General features: G+C 58.8%; 24 protein-coding genes and 2 tRNA genes. 11 read left to right on the top strand and 15 right to left on the bottom strand.

Annotated elements, in window-relative coordinates; translation table 11 throughout:
* Positions 1-243: 243 nt before the first annotated feature.
* Both AC097P_RS07590 and AC097P_RS07585 read right to left on the bottom strand, forming a co-directional pair.
* Positions 244-903 carry a lytic transglycosylase domain-containing protein gene (locus AC097P_RS07590; protein ID WP_479609782.1) on the bottom strand — a complete coding sequence of 220 codons (660 nt, stop codon included), beginning with the start codon at positions 901-903 and terminating at the stop codon, positions 244-246.
* The gene (locus AC097P_RS07585; RefSeq protein WP_479609781.1) at positions 900-2,642 is read right to left on the bottom strand and encodes a proline--tRNA ligase; all 1,743 of its coding nucleotides are present in this window, start codon (positions 2,640-2,642) and stop codon (positions 900-902) included. Before AC097P_RS07585 ends, AC097P_RS07590 begins: the two co-directional genes overlap by 4 nt.
* 92 nt (positions 2,643-2,734) lie before the next feature.
* Here AC097P_RS07585 and AC097P_RS07580 point away from each other — a divergent pair, with 92 nt between their 5' ends.
* A complete protein-coding gene (locus tag AC097P_RS07580) occupies positions 2,735-3,406 on the top strand; it encodes an RNA pyrophosphohydrolase (protein ID WP_479609780.1) in 672 nt (223 codons plus the stop codon).
* Positions 3,396-3,899: a CNP1-like family protein gene (locus AC097P_RS07575; RefSeq protein WP_479609779.1), complete on the top strand. Its 504-nt coding sequence runs from the start codon at positions 3,396-3,398 to the stop codon at positions 3,897-3,899. Before AC097P_RS07580 ends, AC097P_RS07575 begins: the two co-directional genes overlap by 11 nt.
* 40 nt (positions 3,900-3,939) lie before the next feature.
* Here AC097P_RS07575 and proB read toward each other — a convergent pair whose 3' ends face one another.
* The 4 genes from proB to rplU form a co-directional block, all read right to left on the bottom strand.
* Positions 3,940-5,076, bottom strand: coding sequence for a glutamate 5-kinase (gene proB / locus AC097P_RS07570; protein WP_479609778.1), 1,137 nt, complete (start codon positions 5,074-5,076; stop codon positions 3,940-3,942).
* A 59-nt stretch (positions 5,077-5,135) separates the two neighbouring features.
* Entirely contained in the window at positions 5,136-6,215 is a 1,080-nt protein-coding gene (cgtA, locus tag AC097P_RS07565; RefSeq protein ID WP_479609777.1) for an Obg family GTPase CgtA, read from the bottom strand.
* 140 nt (positions 6,216-6,355) lie between these two features.
* Positions 6,356-6,613 (bottom strand): 50S ribosomal protein L27, encoded by a 258-nt coding sequence (rpmA, locus tag AC097P_RS07560; protein WP_209394672.1) that lies wholly within the window; start codon positions 6,611-6,613, stop codon positions 6,356-6,358.
* 4 nt (positions 6,614-6,617) lie between these two features.
* The gene (gene rplU / locus AC097P_RS07555) at positions 6,618-6,929 is read right to left on the bottom strand and encodes a 50S ribosomal protein L21 (RefSeq protein WP_295773804.1); all 312 of its coding nucleotides are present in this window, start codon (positions 6,927-6,929) and stop codon (positions 6,618-6,620) included.
* A 207-nt stretch (positions 6,930-7,136) separates the two neighbouring features.
* Here rplU and AC097P_RS07550 point away from each other — a divergent pair, with 207 nt between their 5' ends.
* Entirely contained in the window at positions 7,137-8,066 is a 930-nt protein-coding gene (locus AC097P_RS07550) for a polyprenyl synthetase family protein (RefSeq protein WP_479610424.1), read from the top strand.
* A gap of 27 nt (positions 8,067-8,093) precedes the next feature.
* A tRNA-Pro gene (locus AC097P_RS07545) sits at positions 8,094-8,170 on the top strand.
* A gap of 6 nt (positions 8,171-8,176) precedes the next feature.
* On the opposite strand, the gene AC097P_RS07540 is transcribed toward AC097P_RS07545, so the two are convergent.
* Positions 8,177-9,625 carry a mannose-1-phosphate guanylyltransferase/mannose-6-phosphate isomerase gene (locus AC097P_RS07540; protein ID WP_479609776.1) on the bottom strand — a complete coding sequence of 483 codons (1,449 nt, stop codon included), beginning with the start codon at positions 9,623-9,625 and terminating at the stop codon, positions 8,177-8,179.
* Positions 9,626-9,781: 156 nt separating this feature from the next.
* Here AC097P_RS07540 and pilB point away from each other — a divergent pair, with 156 nt between their 5' ends.
* The 6 genes from pilB (at position 9,782) to AC097P_RS07510 (ending at position 15,268) form a co-directional block, all read left to right on the top strand.
* Positions 9,782-11,515: a type IV-A pilus assembly ATPase PilB gene (gene pilB, locus AC097P_RS07535; RefSeq protein ID WP_479609775.1), complete on the top strand. Its 1,734-nt coding sequence runs from the start codon at positions 9,782-9,784 to the stop codon at positions 11,513-11,515.
* 21 nt (positions 11,516-11,536) lie between these two features.
* Positions 11,537-12,754, top strand: a complete 1,218-nt coding sequence (locus tag AC097P_RS07530) for a type II secretion system F family protein (RefSeq protein ID WP_479609774.1) — start codon at positions 11,537-11,539, stop codon at positions 12,752-12,754.
* Positions 12,754-13,626, top strand: a complete 873-nt coding sequence (locus AC097P_RS07525) for a prepilin peptidase (protein ID WP_479609773.1) — start codon at positions 12,754-12,756, stop codon at positions 13,624-13,626. Before AC097P_RS07530 ends, AC097P_RS07525 begins: the two co-directional genes overlap by 1 nt.
* 4 nt (positions 13,627-13,630) lie before the next feature.
* The gene (gene coaE, locus AC097P_RS07520) at positions 13,631-14,230 is read left to right on the top strand and encodes a dephospho-CoA kinase (RefSeq protein WP_479609772.1); all 600 of its coding nucleotides are present in this window, start codon (positions 13,631-13,633) and stop codon (positions 14,228-14,230) included.
* Between the two features lie 22 nt (positions 14,231-14,252).
* Complete coding sequence (gene zapD, locus AC097P_RS07515; RefSeq protein ID WP_479609771.1) at positions 14,253-15,008, top strand: cell division protein ZapD; 756 nt, start codon at positions 14,253-14,255, stop codon at positions 15,006-15,008.
* 68 nt (positions 15,009-15,076) lie between these two features.
* The gene (locus AC097P_RS07510; RefSeq protein WP_479610423.1) at positions 15,077-15,268 is read left to right on the top strand and encodes a DNA gyrase inhibitor YacG; all 192 of its coding nucleotides are present in this window, start codon (positions 15,077-15,079) and stop codon (positions 15,266-15,268) included.
* A gap of 30 nt (positions 15,269-15,298) precedes the next feature.
* On the opposite strand, the gene AC097P_RS07505 is transcribed toward AC097P_RS07510, so the two are convergent.
* The 5 genes from AC097P_RS07505 to AC097P_RS07485 all read right to left on the bottom strand — a co-directional run bounded on the left by AC097P_RS07505 (position 15,299) and on the right by AC097P_RS07485 (position 21,855).
* Positions 15,299-15,805, bottom strand: coding sequence for an NUDIX domain-containing protein (locus AC097P_RS07505; protein WP_479609770.1), 507 nt, complete (start codon positions 15,803-15,805; stop codon positions 15,299-15,301).
* Complete coding sequence (locus AC097P_RS07500; RefSeq protein WP_479609769.1) at positions 15,802-16,683, bottom strand: ATP-binding protein; 882 nt, start codon at positions 16,681-16,683, stop codon at positions 15,802-15,804. Before AC097P_RS07500 ends, AC097P_RS07505 begins: the two co-directional genes overlap by 4 nt.
* A 4-nt stretch (positions 16,684-16,687) precedes the next feature.
* Positions 16,688-17,917 (bottom strand): bifunctional glutamate N-acetyltransferase/amino-acid acetyltransferase ArgJ, encoded by a 1,230-nt coding sequence (gene argJ / locus AC097P_RS07495; protein ID WP_479609768.1) that lies wholly within the window; start codon positions 17,915-17,917, stop codon positions 16,688-16,690.
* A 22-nt stretch (positions 17,918-17,939) separates the two neighbouring features.
* Positions 17,940-20,708: a preprotein translocase subunit SecA gene (gene secA / locus AC097P_RS07490; RefSeq protein WP_479609767.1), complete on the bottom strand. Its 2,769-nt coding sequence runs from the start codon at positions 20,706-20,708 to the stop codon at positions 17,940-17,942.
* A gap of 142 nt (positions 20,709-20,850) precedes the next feature.
* Positions 20,851-21,855 carry a M23 family metallopeptidase gene (locus AC097P_RS07485; protein ID WP_479609766.1) on the bottom strand — a complete coding sequence of 335 codons (1,005 nt, stop codon included), beginning with the start codon at positions 21,853-21,855 and terminating at the stop codon, positions 20,851-20,853.
* A gap of 28 nt (positions 21,856-21,883) precedes the next feature.
* Between AC097P_RS07485 and AC097P_RS07480 the strand changes: the two genes are divergently transcribed.
* Positions 21,884-22,198, top strand: coding sequence for a hypothetical protein (locus tag AC097P_RS07480; protein ID WP_479609765.1), 315 nt, complete (start codon positions 21,884-21,886; stop codon positions 22,196-22,198).
* A 17-nt stretch (positions 22,199-22,215) separates the two neighbouring features.
* Here the strand turns inward: AC097P_RS07480 and AC097P_RS07475 are convergent.
* From AC097P_RS07475 to AC097P_RS07465, 3 genes are all read right to left on the bottom strand, one after another.
* A tRNA-Thr gene (locus AC097P_RS07475) sits at positions 22,216-22,291 on the bottom strand.
* A 57-nt stretch (positions 22,292-22,348) separates the two neighbouring features.
* The gene (locus tag AC097P_RS07470) at positions 22,349-22,831 is read right to left on the bottom strand and encodes a ClpXP protease specificity-enhancing factor (RefSeq protein WP_479609764.1); all 483 of its coding nucleotides are present in this window, start codon (positions 22,829-22,831) and stop codon (positions 22,349-22,351) included.
* A 17-nt stretch (positions 22,832-22,848) separates the two neighbouring features.
* Positions 22,849-23,460, bottom strand: a complete 612-nt coding sequence (locus AC097P_RS07465) for a glutathione S-transferase N-terminal domain-containing protein (protein ID WP_209394657.1) — start codon at positions 23,458-23,460, stop codon at positions 22,849-22,851.
* Between the last annotated feature and the right edge of the window lie 89 nt (positions 23,461-23,549).

Below are 23,549 nucleotides of genomic sequence, written 5' to 3'. Positions count from 1 at the left end.
TGCGCAGAACAGCCGCCCCATGCCTGATGCTCCAGTGGTGGAGCGCGTAGGCTGTCGGCCGTGAGGATTTCGCTATTTGTGGACCCCGTTAGACGCGTGCTGACAACGCCGGCCAGATCCGTTGGGCTGTGCGTTTTGCGCAGGTAAAGGAGGAGGAGACCGCGCAGCGGGCGGGGGACACGGAGCAAAACGCGCAGCCCAACGGATCCACCCACAACAAGCCGCCGGCTAGGGTCTTAGTGCCTAAGACTTAGGCGGAACAAACTCCCACAACCGCTTGTTCGCAAACACCGCATCCGGATACTGCGGTTTCCCCCGCGACCCGTTGTAACGCCCCAGCGCCAGGAACAGGTCACCCTTCTCCCGGTCGAGATAGTGCCGCAGAATCACGCAGCCAAAGCGCAGGTTGGTTTGCATATGGAACAGCCTCCCAGCGTCCCCATCACCAATGGCACGCGTCCAGAACGGCATCACCTGCATATACCCGCGCGCACCAACAACAGACACCGCGAACTTGCGGAAATTGCTCTCTACCTGGATCAGTCCCAACACCAGAGCGGTGTCCAGGCCCGCGCGCTTGCTCTCGTACCAGACAGTTTGTAAAAATTCCTTGCGGGTTTCGAAGTCTTTCTTCTTCTTCGCCAGACGCTCGCTCATGGCACCGAGCCAACGCAGGTAATACAGGCGCTGCTCGGTATTGCTGAACTCGGGGATGGGTGGCGCCGCATTACGAACCGCGCTGCTGAGCGCGGTGCGCACCGAATCCATCAGCGGCTCTTCAATCTGGCCACCGGCCCAGGCATGCTCCTGTATCGATAGCAACCCAGCCCCTACCAACGGGGGCAACAGGCATATTCTCCGTGAGACAGGGGCTTGCAGCAGCTGCGTACCAGTTAGCTTCATGCGGCCAGTTTGCCGCGGACCAGCGCCGCAATTTCGCCCACGGCCACCTTCGTGGCCTCAGCATCGCGGCGGTGCTGGTACTCGACCATGCCTTCTTTCAGCGCACGGTCGCCAATCGTGACGCGGTGCGGCACACCGATCAGCTCCCAGTCGGCGAACATCGCGCCGGGGCGCTCATTGCGGTCGTCCAGCATCACGTCCACACCGGCAGCCAGCAGGTCGGCGTACAGAGAGTCTGCGGCGGCTTTGACTTCCGGGAAACGGTCCGGGCTGATGGGGCACAGCACCACGGTGAAAGGCGCCAACGCGTCCGGCCAGATGATGCCCTTGTCGTCGTGGTTCTGCTCGATGGCGGCTGCGGGCAGGCGGGTGATGCCAATGCCGTAGCAACCCATTTCCATGAACTGGCGCTTGCCGTTTTCGCCCAGGAAGGTGGCGTTCATGGCCTTGCTGTATTTGGTGCCCAGGTAGAACACGTGGCCGACTTCGATGCCGCGCTCGATGGCCAGCACACCTTTGCCGTCGGGCGAGGCGTCGCCGGCGACCACGTTGCGGATGTCGGCGATCAAGTCAGGCTCGGGCAAATCCCGGCCCCAGTTGACGCCAGTGGTGTGGAAGTCTTCGGCATTGGCGCCGCAAATCCAGTCGGCCATGACGGCCACGTCGCGGTCGGCGACGATCTTCAACGGCTTCTTCAGGGCTATGGGGCCAAGATAGCCGGGCTTGCAGCCGAAGTGCGCCTCGATCTCTTCCACCGTGGCGAAGCGGAAGTTGGCCAGGTCCGGCAGCTTGCCGACCTTCACCTCGTTCATTTCGTGGTCTCCGCGCAACAGCAGCAACCAGACCTGGGTCTTCACGACCGCGCCCTTATTGTCCAGCTCGTCGGTGGCGAGCACCAAAGACTTGACGGTGGTGGACAGCGGCACGTTCAGCAGCGCCGATACGTCTTCGCACGTGCTCTTGCCTGGCGTGGACGTCTTGGTCAGGGCCTGGGTGGCCACGCCGCGCGCCGCGGTAGGGGCCAGCGCCTCGGCCTTTTCGATATTGGCAGCGTAGTCGCTGGTCGGGCAGTAAATGATGGCGTCTTCGCCAGTAGCTGCAATGACCTGGAATTCCTCGCTCAGATCGCCGCCAATCGCACCGCTATCGGCCGCAACTGCGCGGTAGCGCAGGCCAAAGCGGTCAAATATCTTGCGGTAGGCACCGGCCATGACTTGGTAGCTGGCCTTGGCCGAGTCCTGGTCGCGGTCAAAGCTGTACGCATCCTTCATCGTGAACTCGCGCCCCCGCATCAGGCCGAAGCGGGGACGGCGCTCGTCGCGGAACTTGGTCTGGATCTGGTACAGATTCTTGGGTAGTTGCTTGTAGCTCTTGATCTCCTGGCGCGCAATGTCAGTGATCACTTCCTCACTCGTCGGCTGAACAACAAAATCGCGGTCATGGCGGTCCTTGATGCGCAGCAGTTCGGGGCCCATTTTCTCGAAGCGCCCGGTTTCTTGCCACAGCTCGGCGGGCTGGACGACCGGCATGGCCAGTTCCACCGCACCGGCACGGTTCATCTCTTCCCGCACGATGGCTTCCACCTTGCGGATCACGCGCAGCCCCATGGGCATATAGGTGTAGATGCCGGCGCCCAGCTTCTTGATCATCCCGGCGCGCATCATCAGCTTGTGGCTGGCGACTTCGGCGTCGGCAGGCGCGTCTTTGAGGGTGGAAATGAAAAATTGAGATGCTTTCATGGGGTCACTCGGAAAACTTCAAAGGCCTTCGCCCCTTGATACACAGCGCTTGCTGTGCATAATGAACGAAGTTTAAAAATTGGGGTTTGATTATGCTTGACCGGGACGGCTTTCGGCCCAACGTCGGCATCATCCTGCTCAACCAGAAAAATCAGGTATTTTGGGGTAAACGCATACGAACCCATTCGTGGCAGTTTCCGCAAGGTGGCATTGACCGGGGCGAGACTCCCGAGCAGGCCATGATGCGCGAGTTGCATGAGGAAGTGGGGCTCCTGCCGGAGCACGTCAGCATAGTTGCCCGTACCCGAGACTGGTTGCGCTACGAGGTGCCGGACCGCTACATCCGCAGGGATGCGCGCGGCCACTACAAAGGCCAGAAACAGATCTGGTTCTTATTGAAACTAATCGGACACGACTGGGATTTGAACCTGCGTGCCACTGACCACCCCGAATTCGATGCCTGGCGCTGGAACGATTACTGGGTTCCGTTGGATGCCGTTGTCGAGTTCAAACGCGGCGTGTACGAAACCGCCTTAACCGAGCTCGCCCGCTACCTGCCGCGGCAAGAACCACGCAACCGGTTCTTACGCCAAGGACATCGCTCGCACGAGCCTGCGAGTACGGACGACCACGGCCAGTCATCGGGTGGAGACCACCACCATATGCCGTCCGGCATGGCATTGCCGCCCGGCGCCACATTTGAGCCGAATCCAGCCACTAGCAATGGCGCGGACTCACACCACGGAAACAAGCATGGGATTTAGACATTGTGTGGCGTTGTGCATCGCGCTGGCCTGTATGGCACCGGCCGTTTGGGCACAAACCCCGGTCGAGGTGCCGGAATGGGTAGAAGAGAATGCGCCGCCCCCGCCCACGTATTCCAAGGACGGATTGGTCCCGATCGAAATGCCGTCCTATGTAACGCTGCAGGTTGGCATTGACCCGGCAACGCTGAGCGTGGGCGCAAGCGACGGCGTCGTGCGCTACGTGGTGGTCATGCGCAACGCGTCTGGCTCCACCAACGCGGCCTATGAGGGTATCCTGTGTACCAGCGGCGAGGTTAAGACCTATGCCCGGGCTAACTCGAGCGGCGTGTGGACGGCGGTGAAAAAGCCGGAGTGGCGGCCTTTGACCGACAACCTACCGTCACGCCACGCCTACGCGATTGCCAAGCAGGGGGGCTGCGAGGGTCGGACATCCGCCAAGCGCGAGGACACAATACGCGCCCTTAAGCGGCGCCAACAAAACTACGACTAGTGCCCAAGGCACGCTGGGCGTGCCCTGAGACGGCGCCTACCTAGCGGGTCAGCACCAAGTTGTCGCGGTGCAACATTTCTGGCTCGGCGGCATAGCCCAATAATTTTTCAATATCGGCAGACGGCTTTCGGCACAACAGCCGCGCTTCGGAGCTAGAGTAGTTGGCCAGTCCCCGGGCCAGTTCGCTGCCGCTGGCATCGCGCACCGCAATCACGTCACCGCGTGAGAAGTCCCCCTCCACCGATACCATGCCGATGGGCAACAAGCTTTTGCCTTCGGCACGCACCTTGGTGGCGGCACCGTCGTCCACGAACACCGCCCCGCGCATTTGCAGGTGATCGGCCATCCACTGTTTGCGGGCCTGTTGTTTTTGCGTTTGGGCCACCAGCAAAGTGCCGATAGCCTCGCCTTGTGTGAGGCGGATCAGCGCATCAGGCTCGCGGCCCCAGGCGATGACGGTGGACGCGCCAGACCCCGCAGCGCGCTTCGCTGCCAAGATCTTCGTAATCATGCCACCCCGGCCGATGCTCGATCCTGCGCCGCCGGCCATAGCTTCGAGTGCAGCATCGCCGGCCCGCGCTTCGTACACAAATTCGGCGGCTGGGTCTTTGCGCGGATCGGCGGTGAACAGACCTTTTTGGTCGGTCAGGATCACCAAGGCGTCGGCCTCGACCAGGTTGGCGACCAGAGCGCCTAGTGTGTCGTTGTCACCAAACTTGATTTCGTCGTTGACGACCGTGTCATTCTCGTTGATGACCGGCACAACGCCCAGCTTGAGCAGTGTCAGCAGTGTGGAGCGGGCATTCAGGTAGCGTTCGCGGTCGGCCAGGTCCGCGTGGGTCAGTAATACCTGGGCGCTGCCCAGACCGTTGAGCTTGAGCTTGGTCTCGTACATCTGCGCAAGGCCCATTTGGCCCACCGCGGCAGCGGCCTGCAGCTCCTGGATGGCCTTGGGCCGTACCGACCAGCCCAGGCGCTTCATGCCTTCGGCGATGGCGCCGCTGGAAACCATGATGACCTCGCGCCCATCGCGCATCAGGTGGGCCATCTGGCGGCACCATTCGCCAATGGCGACTTCGTCCAAACCTTGGCCGTCATTGGTTACCAGGCTGGAACCCACCTTGACCACCACTCGTTTGGCATCACGCAACACCGTAGAACTGGAAATATTTACCATTTGGAGCTGTAGCCCCCGTCAGCAGCGCGTGGGCAGCTACTAATTTGATAGTGAAATTTTTAGGCGTCGGATGCGTCGGGGGTGTTCACAAAGCGCGGGTCTATGACCTCGGGCGTTTGTTCTGCCACCTGTTGCGCCTTGACGTGCTTGTAGATTTCCTTGACCAGAGGCTCACAACCTTCGCGCGTCAGGGCGGAAATTTCAAACACCGGGCCCTTGAACTTGAAGCGCTTCACAAAGTCCTTGATCAGGGCGGCTCGCTCGTCGTTATCGACCATGTCGAGCTTGTTCAACACCAGCCAACGCGGCTTCTTGTACAAATCGGTGTCGTACTTCTTCAGTTCGTTGACGATGGCCTTGGCTTGCGCGACGACGTCAACGCCTTCATCAAAGGGGGCCATGTCCACGATGTGCAGCAGCAAACGGGTACGGGTCAGGTGGCGCAGGAAAAGATGTCCTAAGCCAGCGCCCTCGGACGCGCCCTCGATCAAACCGGGCAGATCGGCAACGACGAAGCTTTGTTCCGGGCCAACGCGCACGACACCCAGGTTGGGGTGCAACGTGGTGAACGGGTAGTCGGCAATACGCGGACGCGCATTGGAAATAGCGGTGATGAAGGTGGATTTGCCGGCATTGGGCATGCCCAGCAGACCGACATCGGCCAGCACTTTCAGTTCGAGCTTGAGACTCTTCTTTTCACCGGGCCAACCGGGCGTCTTCTGGCGTGGTGCACGGTTGATCGCGCTCTTGAAACGCAGGTTGCCAAAGCCACCGTCACCGCCCTTGGCGATGGTGATCACCTCGCCCGGGTTGAGCAGCTCGTACAGCACTTCGCCGGTTTCGGCGTCGGTGATGATGGTGCCGACCGGCATCTTGAGTGTGATGTCGTCACCCGCAGCGCCAAACATGTCGGAGCCCATGCCGTGTTCGCCGCGCTTGGCGTCGTGCCGGCGCGAGAAGCGGAAATCGACCAGGGTGTTGAGATTGGGGTCCGCCACCGCGAACACGTGGCCACCACGGCCGCCGTCGCCGCCATTGGGGCCGCCAAACTCTTTGTATTTTTCATGCCGAAACGAGACGCAGCCGGCCCCGCCGTCTCCAGCAGAGATATCAATATAGGCTTCGTCGACGAACTTCATGGTGCTATTTTCGCAGATGACAACCCGTTTGCGGGTTGCGTTATAGGCTCACTTCGCGCAAAGACGTTAAATGCTGTGCGCTGAAAACAAAAACCCCGCGCTGGTACAGCGCAGGGTTTCTTGGGAAGAGTCACCGCAGATCAGGCTGCAGTTACGTTCACCGTATGTTTGTTCAATGCACCCTTGGTGGTGAAAGAAACATGGCCTTCTGTCAGGGCAAACAAGGTGTGATCCTTGCCGATGCCGACATTGGTGCCGGGGTGGAACTTGGTGCCGCGCTGGCGCACGATGATCGCGCCACCGCTAACCAATTCGCCGCCGAATTTCTTCACGCCGAGCATTTTGGGCTTGGAATCGCGCCCGTTTCGCGTAGAGCCGCCGCCTTTTTTCTGTGCCATGACCTTATCCTACGATGGCGCCGATTTGCAGTTCTGTGAACAGCTGGCGGTGACCTTGACGTTTCTGATAGTGCTTGCGACGGCGCATCTTGAAAATGCGCACTTTGTCGTGCTTGCCCTGAGACAGTACTGTAACTGTCACAGTTGCGCCGGACACCAAGGGAGTGCCAACCTTCAGTTCAGCGCCGTTTCCGACAGCCAGAACCTGGTCAAACACAATCTCTTGGCCTACATCCGCAGCAATCTGTTCTACTTTAATTTTTTCGCCAGCAGCAACCCGATATTGCTTACCGCCGGTTTTTATGACCGCGTACATATTGACCTCTTCAATGTGAGATTCTGCAAACGAATTTTCGCAGAGCCCATGAGTATAACATTGGAGGCTAAAACCGTCAAATTGCGCGTGCGTGCACCAAAGGCCCGGGCCGGCCTCTATACAATTCGACAACTAATAAACGGTCCTACTGCCTTGCAAGCCACTACAACCGGCGCGTCCCATGGTCTCTCCATCGTCGAACAGGACATGCTCCAGGTCGACCAGGTGATCGCACGCAGACTTGACTCCGGCGTGCCCCTGGTGGGCAGCGTCTCCCAGTACATCATTTCGGCCGGCGGCAAACGCCTGCGCCCAGCGCTGCTGCTTTTATGTTGTGGCGCTCTGGGCTTCAAAGGCGTGCAACGCTTCAATATGGCCGCGGTGGTGGAATTCATACATACCGCTACGCTGCTCCACGACGACGTGGTCGACGACTCGGCGTTGCGCCGCGGCAACCCTACCGCCAACGCCAAATTCGGCAACCCCGCCAGCGTGCTGGTAGGTGATTTCCTGTATTCCCGCGCCTTCCAGATGATGGTCGACACGCAAAGCATGCGCATCATGGAAGTGCTGGCCAATGCCACTAACATCATCGCCGAAGGTGAGGTCATGCAACTGATGAATATGCACAACGCCGGGCTGGATGAAGCCGGCTACCTGCAGGTCATCCGTTCCAAGACGGCCAAACTGTTCGAAGCCAGCGCCCGCGTCGGCGCCATATTGTCGGCCGCGAATCCTTCACTGGAAGAGGCCTGCGCCGAATACGGTCAGGCGCTGGGTACAGCCTTTCAGGTCATCGACGACGTGCTGGACTACACCGGCGACGCCGCCATCATGGGAAAAAATCTGGGCGACGACCTGCGCGAGGGCAAAGCCACGCTGCCGCTGATCGCCGCCATGCAGCGGGGCACGACACGTGAACGCGAAACCATTCAGCAGGCGATAGAAACCGGTGATGTAACCATGCTTGACGCCGTTATCGCCATCGTCAGACAGACCGGGGCCCTTGACGTTGCCCGCACTGCCGCACAGCAGGAAGCCATGCGCGCCGTTGCCGCTGCACAGCGACTACCACAGGGCCAGCACAGGGACTGTTTGGTACACTTGGCATCGCAGTTGCTGGACCGAAATCACTGATTTTGGACCGCATTGCAAGTCTACACACGGGGTGTAGCTCAGCCTGGTGGAGCGCTACGTTCGGGACGTAGAGGCCGGAGGTTCGAATCCTCTCACCCCGACCAATTCCCCTATTCAGACTTCGCAGGTGCTACCGTCCGGCCGTAAGTGTCTTCCAAGCGCACGATATCGTCCTCGCCCAGGTAAGAACCCGACTGAACCTCAATGATCTCTAGAGGCACTTTGCCAGGATTCGCCAAGCGGTGAATCTGGCCAAGGGGGATGTATGTGCTCTGGTTTTCGGTCAACAGCATGACCTTGTCACCATTCGTCACCTCGGCCGTCCCACTGACCACAATCCAATGCTCGGCGCGGTGGTGGTGCATTTGCAGGCTGAGTGAGGACCCCGGCTTGACCACAATACGCTTGACCTGGAAGCGCTCACCAGCGTCCACACTGTCGTACATTCCCCACGGGCGGGCGACATGGCGGTGGTGCAGGGCCTGCGGCACGCCCAGGGCTTCCAGTTTGGCAACCACGGTCTTTACCTCTTCGGCATGGTCTACATGGGCCACCAACACCGCATCGGCCGTGTCAATGATCAGCAGCTTGTGCGTTCCCAGTGCCACGACGGGGCGGTGCGTGGCATGGATAAAGGTCTCACTGGCCTGCACTGCATGGCCCTGACCGTGGATACGGTTGCCTTGCGCATCGGGTTCGGACAATTCGGCGACAGCGTTCCAGCTCCCCACATCGCTCCATGCTGCGGCGAATGGCAGCACCGCGACATTGCCGGCCTTCTCCATCACTGCGTAGTCGATGCTGTCCGATCGGCAGGCCGCAAATGCTTGGGCCCCCAGACGGCGGAAGTTTCCATCTGCGGTCTGCTGTTCCACGGCCTGCCTACAGGCAGCCAAGATGTCGGGTGCATGGGTCTGTAAGGCAGCCAACAAGGTGCTTGCCCGTACCAGGAAAATCCCGGCATTCCAGAAGTAACCTCCGGCCAGCAACAACTCTTGCGCACGCGCGGCATCGGGTTTTTCAACAAAGCGCTGCACGGCATGGGCGCCGCCCTGCCTCTCCAGTGACTCGCCCTGCTGGATATAACCATAGGCCGTACTGGGGAAACTGGGTTGTACGCCAAAAGTCACGATCGACCCTGCCTGCGCCGCGGGAACACCCGCGCGTATCGTCTGGGCAAACGCAGCGGTATCCGGAATGTGGTGGTCTGCCGGCAGAAACAGCAACAAAGCATCTGCTGGCGCGTTCAGTGCAGCGCTGGCCATGGCTGCGGCGGTGTTGCGTGCGACGGGCTCCAGCAGTATGGTGCCCTTTACATGGGCTGCATCCGCGCAGTCCTGTACCAGGAAGCGGTGGTCCTCGCTGGCCACAATGATTTGCTCGGGGCCTAACAGCGCGGCACGCTGCATCGTCAGCTGCAATAGGCTGACGCCCTGGACCAAGGGTACAAACTGTTTGGGTAAGGCCTTGCGTGACAAGGGCCACAACCGTGTACCACTGCCACCACACAGAACGACGGAAATGATACTGTCTGGCGCCGTGCGCTCTATTGAATTCATGAAACGAGTGCTCTAGGATACATAGCACAAAGGGTAGCACAGGCGCCTGGGGAAACGGGCCGAGGCAAGGTAACATTCATCTCAATTCATTTACATTGCCCTTGCAATCAGCGATGATGCTTCGGTCTTTCCCCTAACGCTTTATCCCATTGGTTCATGGCCACTATTGACCCCATACAACGTGACAACCAAACCATAGCCCTGCCGGGGCTGGGTCGGGCGTTGATCGCGGCAGGTAAGCTGGGTCAAAAATCCGCAGAAGACCTCTACCGCAAAGCGTTGGCCAGCAAGAACAGCTTTATTGCCGAACTGATGAGCTCCGGCGCTGTGTCGGCCGCTGACCTGGCTCACACGCTGTCGGCCGCCTTTGCAGCACCTTTGCTGGATCTGGACGCCGTAGACACTAACCGGCTACCCAAAGGCCTGCTGGACAGCAAAATCTGCACCGCCTACCGCGTAGTGGTGCTGAGCAAACGCAGCAACCGTCTCATTGTTGCAACGGCCGACCCATCGGACCAAGCCGCGGCGGAAAAGATTAAGTTTTCGACCCAGATGGGGGTCGACTGGGTTATCGCGGAATACGACAAACTGTCAAAACTGGTCGATGCCAGTGCCACCACCGCCACAGAGGCGATGGAAGACATTATTGGCGGCGACTTTGAATTCGATGAAGCAGCGGCAGAGGCGGTTATCGACAATGGTCAGGCCAACACATCTGAAGTCGAAGACGCACCGGTGGTGCGCTTTCTGCACAAGATGCTGATGGACGCGTTCAGTATGCGCGCCTCGGACTTGCACTTCGAACCCTACGAACAGACATACCGGGTGCGGTTTCGCATTGACGGCGAATTGCGCGAAATCGCATCGCCGCCCATCGCCATCAAGGAAAAGCTGGCCTCGCGTATCAAGGTGATTTCGCGAATGGACATTTCCGAAAAGCGGGTCCCGCAAGACGGACGCATGAAACTCAAGGTGGGGCCAGACCGCGTCATCGATTTCCGGGTTAGTACTTTGCCCACGCTGTTTGGCGAAAAGATCGTTATCCGTATTTTGGACCCCAGCAGTGCCAAGCTGGGTATCGATGCGCTGGGTTACGACCCGGAGGAAAAAGAGCGCCTGATTAAAGCCATCGGACGACCCTACGGCATGATCTTGGTTACCGGGCCCACGGGCTCCGGTAAAACCGTGTCGCTGTACACCTGCCTGAACCTGCTGAACCAGCCGGGTGTCAACATTGCTACGGCAGAAGACCCGTCCGAGATCAACTTGCCCGGCGTCAACCAGGTCAACGTCAACGAAAAGGCGGGGTTGACCTTCGCGGCGGCTTTGAAATCATTCTTGCGCCAGGACCCTGACATCATCATGGTCGGTGAAATCCGGGATCTGGAAACGGCAGACATCTCCATCAAGGCAGCCCAGACCGGCCACTTGGTGCTGTCCACACTGCACACCAATGATGCGCCCGCCACACTGACCCGCATGCGAAATATGGGCATTGCAGCGTTCAATATTGCGTCCAGCGTAATCCTGATCACGGCCCAACGCTTGGCCAGGCGTCTGTGCCCAACCTGCAAAACACAGGTGGATATACCGCGTGCGGCTTTGCTCGACGCGGGTTTCACCGAGACCCAGCTGGATGGCAGTTGGAAACCCTACAAGCCCGTTGGATGTTCTGCTTGCAATAACGGCTACAAAGGCCGCGTCGGCATTTACCAAGTCATGCCTATCAGCGAAGAAATCCAGCGCATCATCCTGCGCGACGGTAGCTCGCTGGATATTGCCCGACAATCCGAACTCGAGGGTGTACGCTCCTTGCGCCAATCGGGGCTGAACAAAGTCAAACTGGGAATGACTTCATTGGAAGAAGTTCTCGGCGTTACCAACGAATAACAAGAAATCCAGAGGAGTCTCATGGCAACTGCAAAAACCAACAGCAGCAAAGACGCTGTTTACGAATGGGAAGGCAAGGACCGCAACGGCAAGCAGGTGCGCGGCGAGATTCGCGCAGTCGGTGAAAACCAGGTCAAGGCGTCCCTGCGGCGCCAGGGCGTGATTCCGACAAAAATTAAAAAGCGGCGCATGAGTGCGGGCAAGTCCATTAAGCCTAAAGACCTCGCCATTTTCACACGTCAGTTAGCCACGATGATGAAGGCAGGGGTGCCATTGTTGCAGGCCTTTGACATCGTTGGACGTGGCAACCCGAACCCGCGGGTAACCAAATTGCTCAACGACATCCGGACCGATGTCGAAACCGGTACCTCGCTGAATGTGGCCTTTCGCAAGTTTCCGCTGTACTTCGATGCCTTGTATTGCAATCTGGTTGAGGCCGGCGAGTCGGCTGGTATTTTGGACCAATTGCTGGACCGGTTGGCGGTTTACATGGAAAAGACAGAGGCTATCAAGTCAAAGATCAAATCAGCATTGATGTATCCGATATCCGTGCTGGTCGTCGCCTTTGTTGTAGTCGCCGTCATCATGATCTTCGTGATTCCTTCGTTCAAGGAAGTTTTCAAATCCTTTGGCGGTGAACTCCCCGCACCTACGCTGATCGTCATCGCCATGAGTGAGATTTTTGTCAAGTATTGGTACTTGATCTTTGGCGGCATAGGCGGCGGGCTCTATTTTTTCATGGAGACATGGAAGCGCAACAAGAAGATGCAAATGGTCATGGATAGGGTCATGTTGAAGCTGCCCATCTTTGGGGTATTGGTCGAAAAGTCTTGTATCGCTCGCTGGACGCGGACCCTGTCAACCATGTTTGCCGCAGGTGTGCCCTTGGTCGAAGCGTTGGATTCTGTCGGTGGTGCTTCAGGCAATAGTGTCTTTGAGTCCGGCACGCTGAAAATCCAGCAGGAGGTTTCCACAGGCACAGCCTTGACCGCAGCCATGACTAATGCCAACCTATTCCCTTCCATGGTGCTGCAGATGTGTGCGATTGGTGAAGAGTCCGGCTCTATTGACCACATGCTGGGCAAGGCTGCTGATTTCTACGAAGCCGAGGTCGACGACATGGTTGCAGGTATCTCCAGCCTGATGGAACCCATCATCATTGTGATTCTAGGTACCGTCATCGGTGGCATCGTGGTTGCCATGTACCTGCCGATCTTCAAATTGGGCCAAGTGGTTTGATGCTGTCAGGCGTGCAATGGCTGGACGCCGGCCTGATCGGCGTGCTGGGCCTCTTGATCGGCAGTTTTCTGAATGTCGTGATCCACCGCCTGCCCAAGATGATGGAGCAAGACTGGGCAGCAGAATGTGCGGAGATGTCGGGACGAGAAACACCTGCTGCTGAGCCCTTTAATTTGATGGTACCCCGCTCGCGCTGCCCGCACTGCGGGCATCAGATTCGCTGGTTCGAAAATATACCCGTGCTGAGCTATATCGCGCTGCGCGGTGCCTGCTCCTCGTGCAAGAAGCCCATCAGTCTGCGCTATCCGGCGGTCGAACTGCTAACTGGTGCCCTGTTCTATTTCTCAGCATCCCTATATGGCGCCACATGGTTGGCGTTGGCGTGGGCAACTTTTTGCGCGCTACTCATCGCCTTGTTCCTCATCGACTTCGATACGCATTTCTTGCCAGACGATCTCAACTATCTGCTGCTCTGGCTGGGGCTCGTGGTCGCGGCGCTGGGCTGGAACATTCCTTTGAAGTCCGCCGTTTGGGGCGCCTTTTTCGGCTACGTTTCCCTCTGGTCCGTTTTCCACGTGCACCACTATCTCACCGGTAAGATTGGTCTGGGGCATGGAGACTTCAAGCTTTTGGCCGCACTGGGGGCATGGTTTGGTGCCGAACACCTGATTGCCATCATCCTGCTGTCCTCCGTCGTAGGCTCCATACTGGGCGGTATCTCGCTATGGATGGGACGCATTGCGCACAAAGACATCCATTTTGCGTTTGGCCCTTTTCTGGCCGGCGCGGGCTTGCTGATGTTTGTGGTTGGAACGAACACTCTGGTTCAGTGGGTTCCATTTCTCTTCCCTTTCAGCCGGGTCGCCGGTTGAATCCATGCTGAGACTGGGTCTGACCGGCGGCATCGGCAGCGGCAAGAGCACGGTCGCGGCAGTATTGTTAGATATGGGGGCGGTACTGATAGATGCCGACGCCATCTCAAGGGCTGCTACAGCGCCTGGGGGCTCGGCGATGGCTGCGGTTCAGAGCGTCTTCGGACCCGGCATGATGACGCCTGAAGGCGCGCTGGACCGTGTCCAGATGCGCAGCCTGGTATATACCGACCCCACGGCTAAAACCCGCTTGGAAGCCATCGTGCACCCACTCGTCGGTACCGAGATGGTCAGACAGGCCCAGCAAGCCGCAGAAGCAGACGTTGCCTGCGCCGTATTCGACATCCCCTTGCTGGTAGAGTCCGGCCGTTGGCGCTCCGTTGTAGACCGCGTCTTGGTTGTGGACTGCAGCGAAGCAACACAACTGTCACGCGTCGTCGCCCGCAACGGCCTGCAGACGGCAGAAGTGCAACGCATCATCGCCGCCCAGGCCTCTCGCGCACAACGGCTGGCTGCCGCTGATGCCGTACTGTTTAACGATGGCATCGCTCTTGATGGCCTTAGAGCGCAGGTGCACGAAATCGGCACGCAGTTCGGGCTATGATGCGGCCACCGGAAAAATCAGCGTGATCCTATACGAATACCCCTTCAACGAGCGAATTCGCACGTATCTGCGTCTGGAGCACCTGTTCCTGCGCCTGTCCGAACTGATGGCCCGTACGGACCCCTTGGACCACCATTTCGCCATCGCCACGATGTTTGAAGTCATGGATGTGGGCGCCCGTGCAGACCTGAAGTCCGATGTCCTCAAAGACCTCGACAAGCAAAAGCAGATTCTTAACGGCTACCGCGGCAACCCGGCCATTGCAGAGGGTGTACTGGACGGCATCATCCAGCAACTCGAACGCTGCTTCGCCGCGTTGAACGCCCAACCTGGCAAAGCCGGCCAGGCCCTGACCGAAAACGACTGGCTGATGAGTATTCGCAGCCGGGTTGGGATTCCTGGCGGCACGTGCGAGTTTGATTTGCCCGCCTACTTTGCCTGGCAGCACCGCGACACCGCATCGCGCCAAGTGGACCTGCAGCGCTGGGCTTCGACGCTGGCGCCGCTGGCCGAATCCATCCACCTGCTGCTCAAGTTGCTGCGCGACTCGGGATCACCGCAAAAAGTGATTGCCGTCGGCGGCCAGTTCCAGCAGAACCTGCCCCAGGGCCGAACCTTCCAGTTGCTTCGGCTGTCCCTAAAGGACGAGCTACGCTTGATCCCCGAAATCAGCGGCAACCGCCTGATGGTGTCTATCCGCCTAATGCGCCACGAAAGCGACGACCGCCTGCATATTTGTAACGAAGACGGGGCTTTTGAACTCACTTTGTGCTCCTGAAGCCCGAGCGCACAACCGTGGCCAGCCAGCATTCGGATAACGACGACGCCAAGCCGCCCTTGGACGCAATGCCCCAGCGGCTGGTTCGCTGCCCCTGTTGCGGTGGGAAGAGTATCTATGCCGTGTCCAACCCGTCTCGGCCATTCTGCAGCGAGCGCTGCAAAAACATGGATTTTGGTGCGTGGGCCAGCGAGAGCTTCCGGGTAGCGGCGCCGCCGAGTGCGGAGGATCTAGACCTTGACGACCGTACGCTGCAGTAGCGCCGTTTCACCCCAATTCTCTAAGCCAAATCAGCCTGCAGCCCCCGTGGGATGCGCGTAAGCAGCTATTAAATGTGTAGCACTCTGAAAACCCTGCTCCTCCGCCAGCCACTGCAAAACGGGAACCGTCCCTGGTAACACTGGATGCATTTGCACCGGCAACCGCTCCCACGAGAAAGATTGCCCCTCCCGCATCTCCAGCGGGCCCGCCCAGTCAAACACCTTGCAAAAGTGCAGCCGCACCAGCGCGTGAGGGTAGTCGACAACCTCAACCTTCCAGTGGGTGACCGCGCCAATCTGAATGCCCAGCTCCTCCTGCAGCTCCCGCCCCAGGGCCTGCTCCACAGTCTCGCCGGCCTCCAACTTGCCCCCCGGAAACTCCCAGTAGCCCGGATAGGGCTTGCCTTGCGGGCGCGAAGTCACCAAAAAGGCTCCATCGGCTTGGAACAGTACGCCCACTGCCACCTCCACGATCTTGCGATCCGTACCACCCTGGCGGACCGCATCCGGATCAGCGATCAACGGGGTCTGCGTCATGGCTCTGGGGTGGCGTGGCGCCCGGCATAGTCGCGCGCAAACTGCCAGGCTACGCGTCCGCTGCGCGAACCTCGCTCTAGCGCCCAGACCAGCGCTTCGGGACGGGCTTCAGAGATATGCGCAGCATCCACGCCAAGGGCGGACAGCCACTGCGCCACGATCTGCAGATACTCTTCCTGATTGAACGGGTAAAAGCTCGCCCACAGACCAAAGCGTTCGGACAGCGAGATTTTTTCCTCGATGACCTCGCCCGGGTGCACCTCGCCATCTGCCGTATGCGTATAGGTCAGGTTCTCGGCCATGTACTCCGGCAGCAAATGGCGTCGGTTGCTGGTGGCGTAGACCAGCACATTGGGCGTGGCGGCCGCCACCGAACCATCCAACACGGATTTGAGGGCCTTGTAGCCGGGTTCACCTTCGTCAAAGCTCAGGTCGTCGCAAAAGACGATGAATTTCTCGGGCCGCTGCGATACGAGGTCGACGATATCGGGCAGGTCCACCAGCTCGGCCTTGTCCACCTCGATCAGGCGCAGGCCCTGGGCCGCGTAGGCATGCAGACAAGCCCGTATCAGCGACGACTTGCCGGTGCCGCGGGCGCCGGTCAGCAACACATTGTTAGCTGGAAAGCCGTGTACAAACTGCTCGGTGTTGCGCTGAATCTTTTCCTTCTGAGTGTCAATTTCCTTCAGGTCGGTCAGGCTGATGGCTCCGATGTGCGCTACGGGCGCAATCACACCCTGACCCGAACTGCGTCTGCGGTAGCGAAAGGCAATAGAGGCGCCCCAATCGGGCTGCTGCAGCCCATTCGGCAGCGCGGACTCTATGCGGTCCATCAACCGCTCTGCGCGCGCCAGAAACGCGGTCCATTGCGCGTCCATGGCTTCAGGAGCGGTAGTCGGCGTTGATGGTCACGTAGTCGTGGCTCAGGTCGCAGGTCCAGACTGTCTGACTCGCAGTGCCACGACCGAGACCGACCTTGATCGTGATCTCGCTTTGCCGCATGACACGCTGACCTTCTTCTTCGCGGTAACTGGGCTTGCGGCCGCCTTGGGTTACCACATGCACATCGTCCAGGAACAGTTCTATACGGCTCTGGTCCAGATCAGCGATGCCGGCATAACCCACGGCGGCCAAAATTCGCCCCAGATTTGGGTCGCTGGCAAAGAATGCGGTCTTGACCAGCGGTGAGTGGGCGATGGCATAGGCCGCCAAACGGCATTCAGCCTCGTCGCGCCCGCCGTCTACTTGTACCGTAATGAATTTGGTAGCCCCTTCACCGTCGCGCACGATGGCCTGGGCCAGGTTGCGGGCCACGCCCAGCATGGCCTGCTTGAGCGCCTGGCCATCCGCGCTATCCAACGAATCAATAACAGCGTGGCCGGCCTGGTTAGATGCGATGACCACCAGAGAGTCATTGGTCGACGTATCTCCGTCTACGGTCACGCGGTTGAACGAGCCTTCGGCCAACTCCAGCGCCAACTGGTGCACCAGTTGCTGGCTGACACAGGCGTCCGTGGCGATAAAGCCAAGCATGGTGGCCATATTCGGGCGGATCATGCCCGCACCCTTGCTGATGCCGGTGATGTGAACGGTCTTGCCGCCCACCACCGTCGTGGCGCCATAGGCCTTGGGCGCCGTATCGGTGGTCATGATGCCTTCGGCCGCGCGCAACCAGTTGCCCGGCTTGGCGTCGGCAATCGCTGCCGCCAAGCCTGCTTCGATGCGGTCATTCGGCAGTGGCTCCATGATGACGCCGGTCGAAAACGGCAGTATCTGCTCAGCTGCTACTCCCAGCTTCTGCGCCAACGCGGCGCACGTGCTGTGCGCGCGTGCCAGTCCATCGGCACCTGTACCGGCATTAGCATTGCCGGTGTTGATCAACATGGCGCGAACGCCCTGCTTGCCATCCAGATGCTGGCGGCAGATCTGAACCGGTGCCGCGCAAAAGCGGTTGCTGGTGAAGACACCACCGACCGACGCGCCGGCATCAATCAGCACGACGCTCAGGTCCTTGCGTCCCGCCTTGCGGATTCCCGCTTCGGTCACGCCAATGCGCACCCCTACGATCGGGAAAAGTGTGTCAAGGTTCGGGGCGGGCAGGTTGACGGGCATCGCTAAAGTCTTTCAAAGGGTGTCAGGCGAGTTTTCCGTGGCACTGTTTAAATTTTTTCCCACTACCGCAGGGGCAAGGGTCATTGCGTCCCACGCGCAACATCATGTCGGCGCCCAGGGGGGCACCCGCCGCGCGGATCGTGTCAGGGTCCACCGTGGTCGCAACTTCACCGGTTTCGGTAGGCGCACTGTAAGTCACGTTCGCAATGCTTTCGCCGCGACTTTCCATCTCATCGGCAGCCTGCTCCAACTGCTCGGACGACTGAATCTTGACGGTCATCAACACCTTGGTGACCTCGTTCTTCACGGAATCCAGCAACTGACCGAACAACTCAAAGGCTTCGCGCTTGTATTCTTGCTTGGGCTGCTTTTGGGCATAGCCCCGCAAATGGATACCCTGGCGCAAATAGTCCAGTGCGCTCAAATGGTCGCGCCAGTGGGTGTCAATGCTTTGCAGCAACACCATGCGCTCGAACTGCGTGAAATTCTCAGCGCCAACTTGTTCGACTTTGGCATCGAACAGCGCATCGGCCGCCTGGGTCACGGCAGTAACCAGGTCTTCGTCAACGATGGCACTGGCCTCACTGACCTTCTTTTGCAGGTCCAGCTCGATCTGCCATTCGTCGGTCAGAACCTTCTGTAGCCCGGCAACATCCCATTGCTCCTCCACCGACTCCGCAGGAACGTACTGGCGGGCCAGATCCTGGAAGCAGCCTTCGCGCAGCGATGCAATCTGGGCCGTCAAATCTTTGGCGTCCAGAATGGCATTGCGCTGCTGGTAGATCACCTTGCGCTGGTCATTGGAAACATCATCGTATTCCAGCAACTGCTTGCGCATGTCAAAGTTACGGGCTTCAACCTTGCGCTGCGCGCTCTCGATGCTGCGCGTGACGATGCCGGCTTCGATGGCTTCACCATCGGGCATCTTCAGGCGGTCCATGATGGCCTTGACGCGGTCGCCCGCGAAAATGCGCATCAGCGAATCGTCCAGGCTCAGGTAGAAGCGCGAGGAGCCAGGATCGCCCTGGCGGCCCGAACGGCCGCGCAACTGGTTGTCGATACGGCGGGATTCATGGCGCTCGGTCGCAATGATGCGCAAACCGCCCAGTGCCTTAACCTTTTCGTGGTCGACGGACCATTCTGCACGCACGGCTTCGATCTTCTGTTGTTTGGCAGCAGCGTCCAATGTCTCGTCGGCCTCTATGGCTTCGATGGTCTTGGCGATGCTGCCGCCCAATACGATGTCGGTACCACGACCGGCCATATTGGTGGCAATGGTGATCATCTTGGCACGACCCGCCTGCGCGACGATGTCGGCCTCGCGGGCATGCTGCTTGGCGTTGAGCACCTGGTGCGGCAGCTTTTCCTTCTCGAGCAACTGCGCAATGATTTCGGAATTTTCGATGGACGTGGTGCCCACCAGCACGGGCTGGCCGCGCTCATAGCACTCGCGGATATCCTGAATGGCCGCCGCGTACTTTTCGCGCGTGGTCTTGTAGATGCGGTCCAGCTGGTCATCGCGACGGCTGATGCGGTTAGGCGGGATGATGACGGTTTCCAGACCATAGATCTCCTGGAACTCGTAGGCCTCCGTGTCCGCCGTTCCGGTCATACCGGACAACTTGGCGTACAAGCGGAAATAGTTCTGGAAGGTGATGGACGCCAGCGTCTGGTTTTCAGCCTGGATGGCAACGCCTTCCTTAGCCTCGACCGCTTGGTGCAAACCGTCGCTCCAGCGGCGACCGGTCATCAGGCGTCCGGTGAATTCGTCGACGATGATGATTTCACCCTGCTGCACCACATAGTGCTGGTCGCGGTGGTACAGGTTGTTGGCCCGCAGCGCCGCGTAAAGGTGGTGCATCAAAGTGATGTTGGCAGGGTCGTACAACGACGCGCCAGCGGGTATCAGGCCCATCTCAGCGAAGATGCGCTCGGCGGTTTCATGGCCTTGTTCGGTCAGGAACACCTGATGGCTCTTCTCGTCCAGCGTGAAGTCACCGGGTTTGGTGACGCCCTCACCCGTGCGTGGATCGGCCTCACCTTCCTGGCGTACCAGCTGCGGCGCGGCCTTGTTAATGGCCAGGTACATGTCGGTGTGGTCTTCGGCCTGGCCACTGATGATCAGCGGCGTACGCGCTTCATCGATCAAGATGGAATCCACCTCATCGACGATGGCGTAGTTCAAACCACGCTGCACACGGTCTGCCACTTCGTAGACCATGTTGTCGCGCAGGTAGTCGAAGCCAAATTCGTTGTTCGTGCCGTAAGTGATGTCAGCGCGGTAGGCCGCCTGCTTTTCTTCGCGCGCCATTTGTGGCTGGTTGACGCCCACCGTCAGGCCCAGGAAGTTGTACAGCCGCCCCATCCACTGCGCGTCGCGGCTGGCCAGGTAATCGTTGACGGTAACGACGTGAACACCCTTGCCCGTCAATGCATTCAGGTAGACCGGCAACGTGGACGTCAGCGTCTTGCCCTCGCCGGTGCCCATTTCGGAAATCTTTCCGTAGTGCAGCGACATGCCACCCAGCAGCTGCACATCAAAATGCCGCATCTTCATGACCCGCTTGGAACCCTCACGGACCACCGCAAAGGCTTCAGGCAACAAATCGTCCAACGTGGCACCCTTCTGGATGCGTTCCTTGAACTCCTGTGTTTTCGCCTTCAGCGCATCGTCACTTAACTGCTCATACTGCGCCTCCAGGGCATTGATACGCGCGACACCGGTACGGTATTGCTTGAGCAGGCGGTCATTGCGACTGCCGAATATTTTGGTAAGGATATTGATGGCCATGAATGCAAGACTGGCCTGGACCCCCTATGGGTTCACAGCGCAGCGCAGTCCTTTTTCTAATCTGGATAAAGTGGGGATGTTCTAGCGAAATGCAACCGCTTGCGCGGTCAAACTTGCACCGTTGAAAACCAAACCGGCGATTTTACCGTTGACTTGGCGTCGTTTCTGCCGATGTGTTTTGTAGGGGCGATATACCCGCCGCTGACGGCATGCCACCGCGCGCCACCTGGATGGACTTCAGGTCGCGTCCGGCGTTGAGAAATTTCTGAGGATCCTGGGGGATACCTTGCACCAGCACTTCAAAGTGCAGGTGCGGCCCGGTGGAGCGACCCGTGTTGCCGACTTCGGCGATCTTCTGGCCCCGCTTGATCAGGTCCCCTTTTTTGACGTACACCTTGGACGTATGGGCATATCGCGAAATCAAATCGTTGCCGTGGTCCACTTCGAGAATGTTGCCGTACTCGGACTGGTATTCCTGGGTGACAACAACACCACCGGCAGCCGCAAAGATCACTGTTCCAGGTGCTGCCGGGAAGTCCAGACCAGTGTGTAGCGCAGAACGACCCGTGATGGGGTCAATACGCCATCCAAAATTCGAGCCCAGGTTGGCGTTGGGCACCGGCGTCTGGGTCGGAATCATCATTTTTTTGATTTTTTGCTCGAACAAGCGGGATTCCAGCACTGTCATCACATCGGTTCGCTGACCGGCTAGGCTATCGAGTTCCTGCAGCGTAGCCTGCAATTCCAGCATAGACAGGTCGCGCCCCGAAATCAGCCTGCCGCCTTGGCCCGGCTTGATCTTGATTTCTGCAGGATTGACGCCCGCCAAACCGGAGACGCGCTCGCCCAGTGACTCCAATTGCAGCATCTTGGCCTGCATCTCACCCAGCTTCCTGGCCATGACCTCGATGTTTTCGCGCATGAAACGGTCTTGTTGCGCAACTTCGTCCTTGACGACCAAACGCACCAAGGTGCCAATAATTGGCCAACCTTCGCGGGCGCCCTTGAGGAAAACCCAGTGATACAACCCCGCCGAAACCAGCATCAATGCAAAGGATGAAGCGATCACGGTCATCAGGAGTTTGGAGCCGCTCAGGTGAAAAGCACGGCTTTTGGTAAGCCACGCATCCGTGATAATCAATTGCATTCAGAATCCCTTCGCATTAACTCAGGCCATGAACCGTCGCAACCAATCCTTCACGCTGCAGCAGGCAACGCAGGATTCACCTACCTTGGCGCGTCTCACCGGGCTCGCAATGGAATCGTCGGCTCGACTGAAATCGATTGAGGCCCTCATACCTGCCGGCTTGCGCCAAGCGGTACGGGCTGGCCCCATCGAAGGCACCGTCTGGTGCCTGATTCTCGACAACAACGCAATTGCCGCGAAAATTCGCCAACTGCTGCCCTCCCTGGAGTCACACTTGCGAACAAAAGGCTGGGAGGTCAGCGCTATTCGCCTTAAAGTCCAGACGCCACGCGCAGAACCTTAAAAAGAGTAGCAAAAAAATGGTGCCGATTATCGGATTCGAACTGATGACCTACCGCTTACAAGGCGGTTGCTCTACCAACTGAGCTAAATCGGCACGTCTTCTATTCTACATCACTTGGCGGCATGAAAATGCCGGGTATGTATCGCGATGTTATTTAATCCGCGTCAGAGATGGCTTTCCACCACCGGATGGGCGGGGTGCTTCGGGCCCATCGTCGGTGGACGATGTCGTGACACTGGTCAACAGGGTTGTGGGCTTGGGCTCAGTTGCCGCTGACGACTCGGCTGACAGCACGCTGGGCGCAGACCGTGCCAGCATCGGGAACGCCATGCCTTGCCCATTCTCACGCGCATAGATCGCGACAACGCGATCCACCGGCACATAAATGTCCCTTGCCACACCACCAAACCGCCCCTTGAACTCAATGAACTCGTTGCCCATGGTCAGTGAACTGGTGGCATCGAAACTGATGTTCAACACGATCTCGCCGTCCTTGACATACTCATTGGGCACACGCACGGTTTCATCTACCAGCACGGCGATGAAAGGTGTCAGACCATTGTCTGTACACCACTCGTACAGCGCTCGGATCAGGTAGGGGCGCGTGGAGCTGGAGTCTGCAGCGTCTAGCATCATGGCTCGCCGGGCAGTTACTTGCGCATGACTTTTTCGGAAGGCGTCAGCGCCTCAATGTAGGCCGGACGCGAGAAGATACGCTCTGCGTACTTCAGCAGTGGCGCTGCGTTCTTGCTGAGGTCAATGCCATAGAAATCCAGGCGCCACAGCAGCGGAGCAATAGCCACGTCCAGCATCGAAAAATTGTCGCCCAACATGTACTTGTTCTTCAGGAACACAGGGGCCAGTTGGGTCAGGCGGTCGCGGATGTGGGCGCGGGCCTTTTCCAATGCCTTGTCATTGCCTTTGGAGCTGCGCGCTTCGAGCGTCGACACGTGCACAAACAGTTCCTTCTCAAAATTGAGCAGAAACAGGCGCACGCGGGCGCGGTCGACAGGGTCGCCGGGCATTAATTGGGGGTGCGGGAAACGCTCGTCAATGTACTCATTGATGATGTTGGACTCGTACAAGATCAGATCACGCTCGACCAGAATTGGCACCTGGCCATAAGGGTTCATGACGCTGATGTCTTCGGGCTTGTTGTAAAGGTCCACATCGCGGATTTCGAAGTCCATGCCCTTTTCGAACAACACGAAACGGCAACGGTGAGAAAAGGGGCAGGTTGTTCCTGAATACAGCACCATCATGGCAAAAGACTCCTAAAAATTAAAAAGAGTGGGTTGCCATTGCGAACCCACTCTGGAACCATCACCGGGCATCTTCGGACGCCCGGCGG

This window comes from Rhodoferax sp. ZS1R8, from assembly GCF_056521325.1.
Note: the sequence above shows the minus strand (reverse complement) of the source record. Positions and strands in the feature narration are given on the sequence as shown.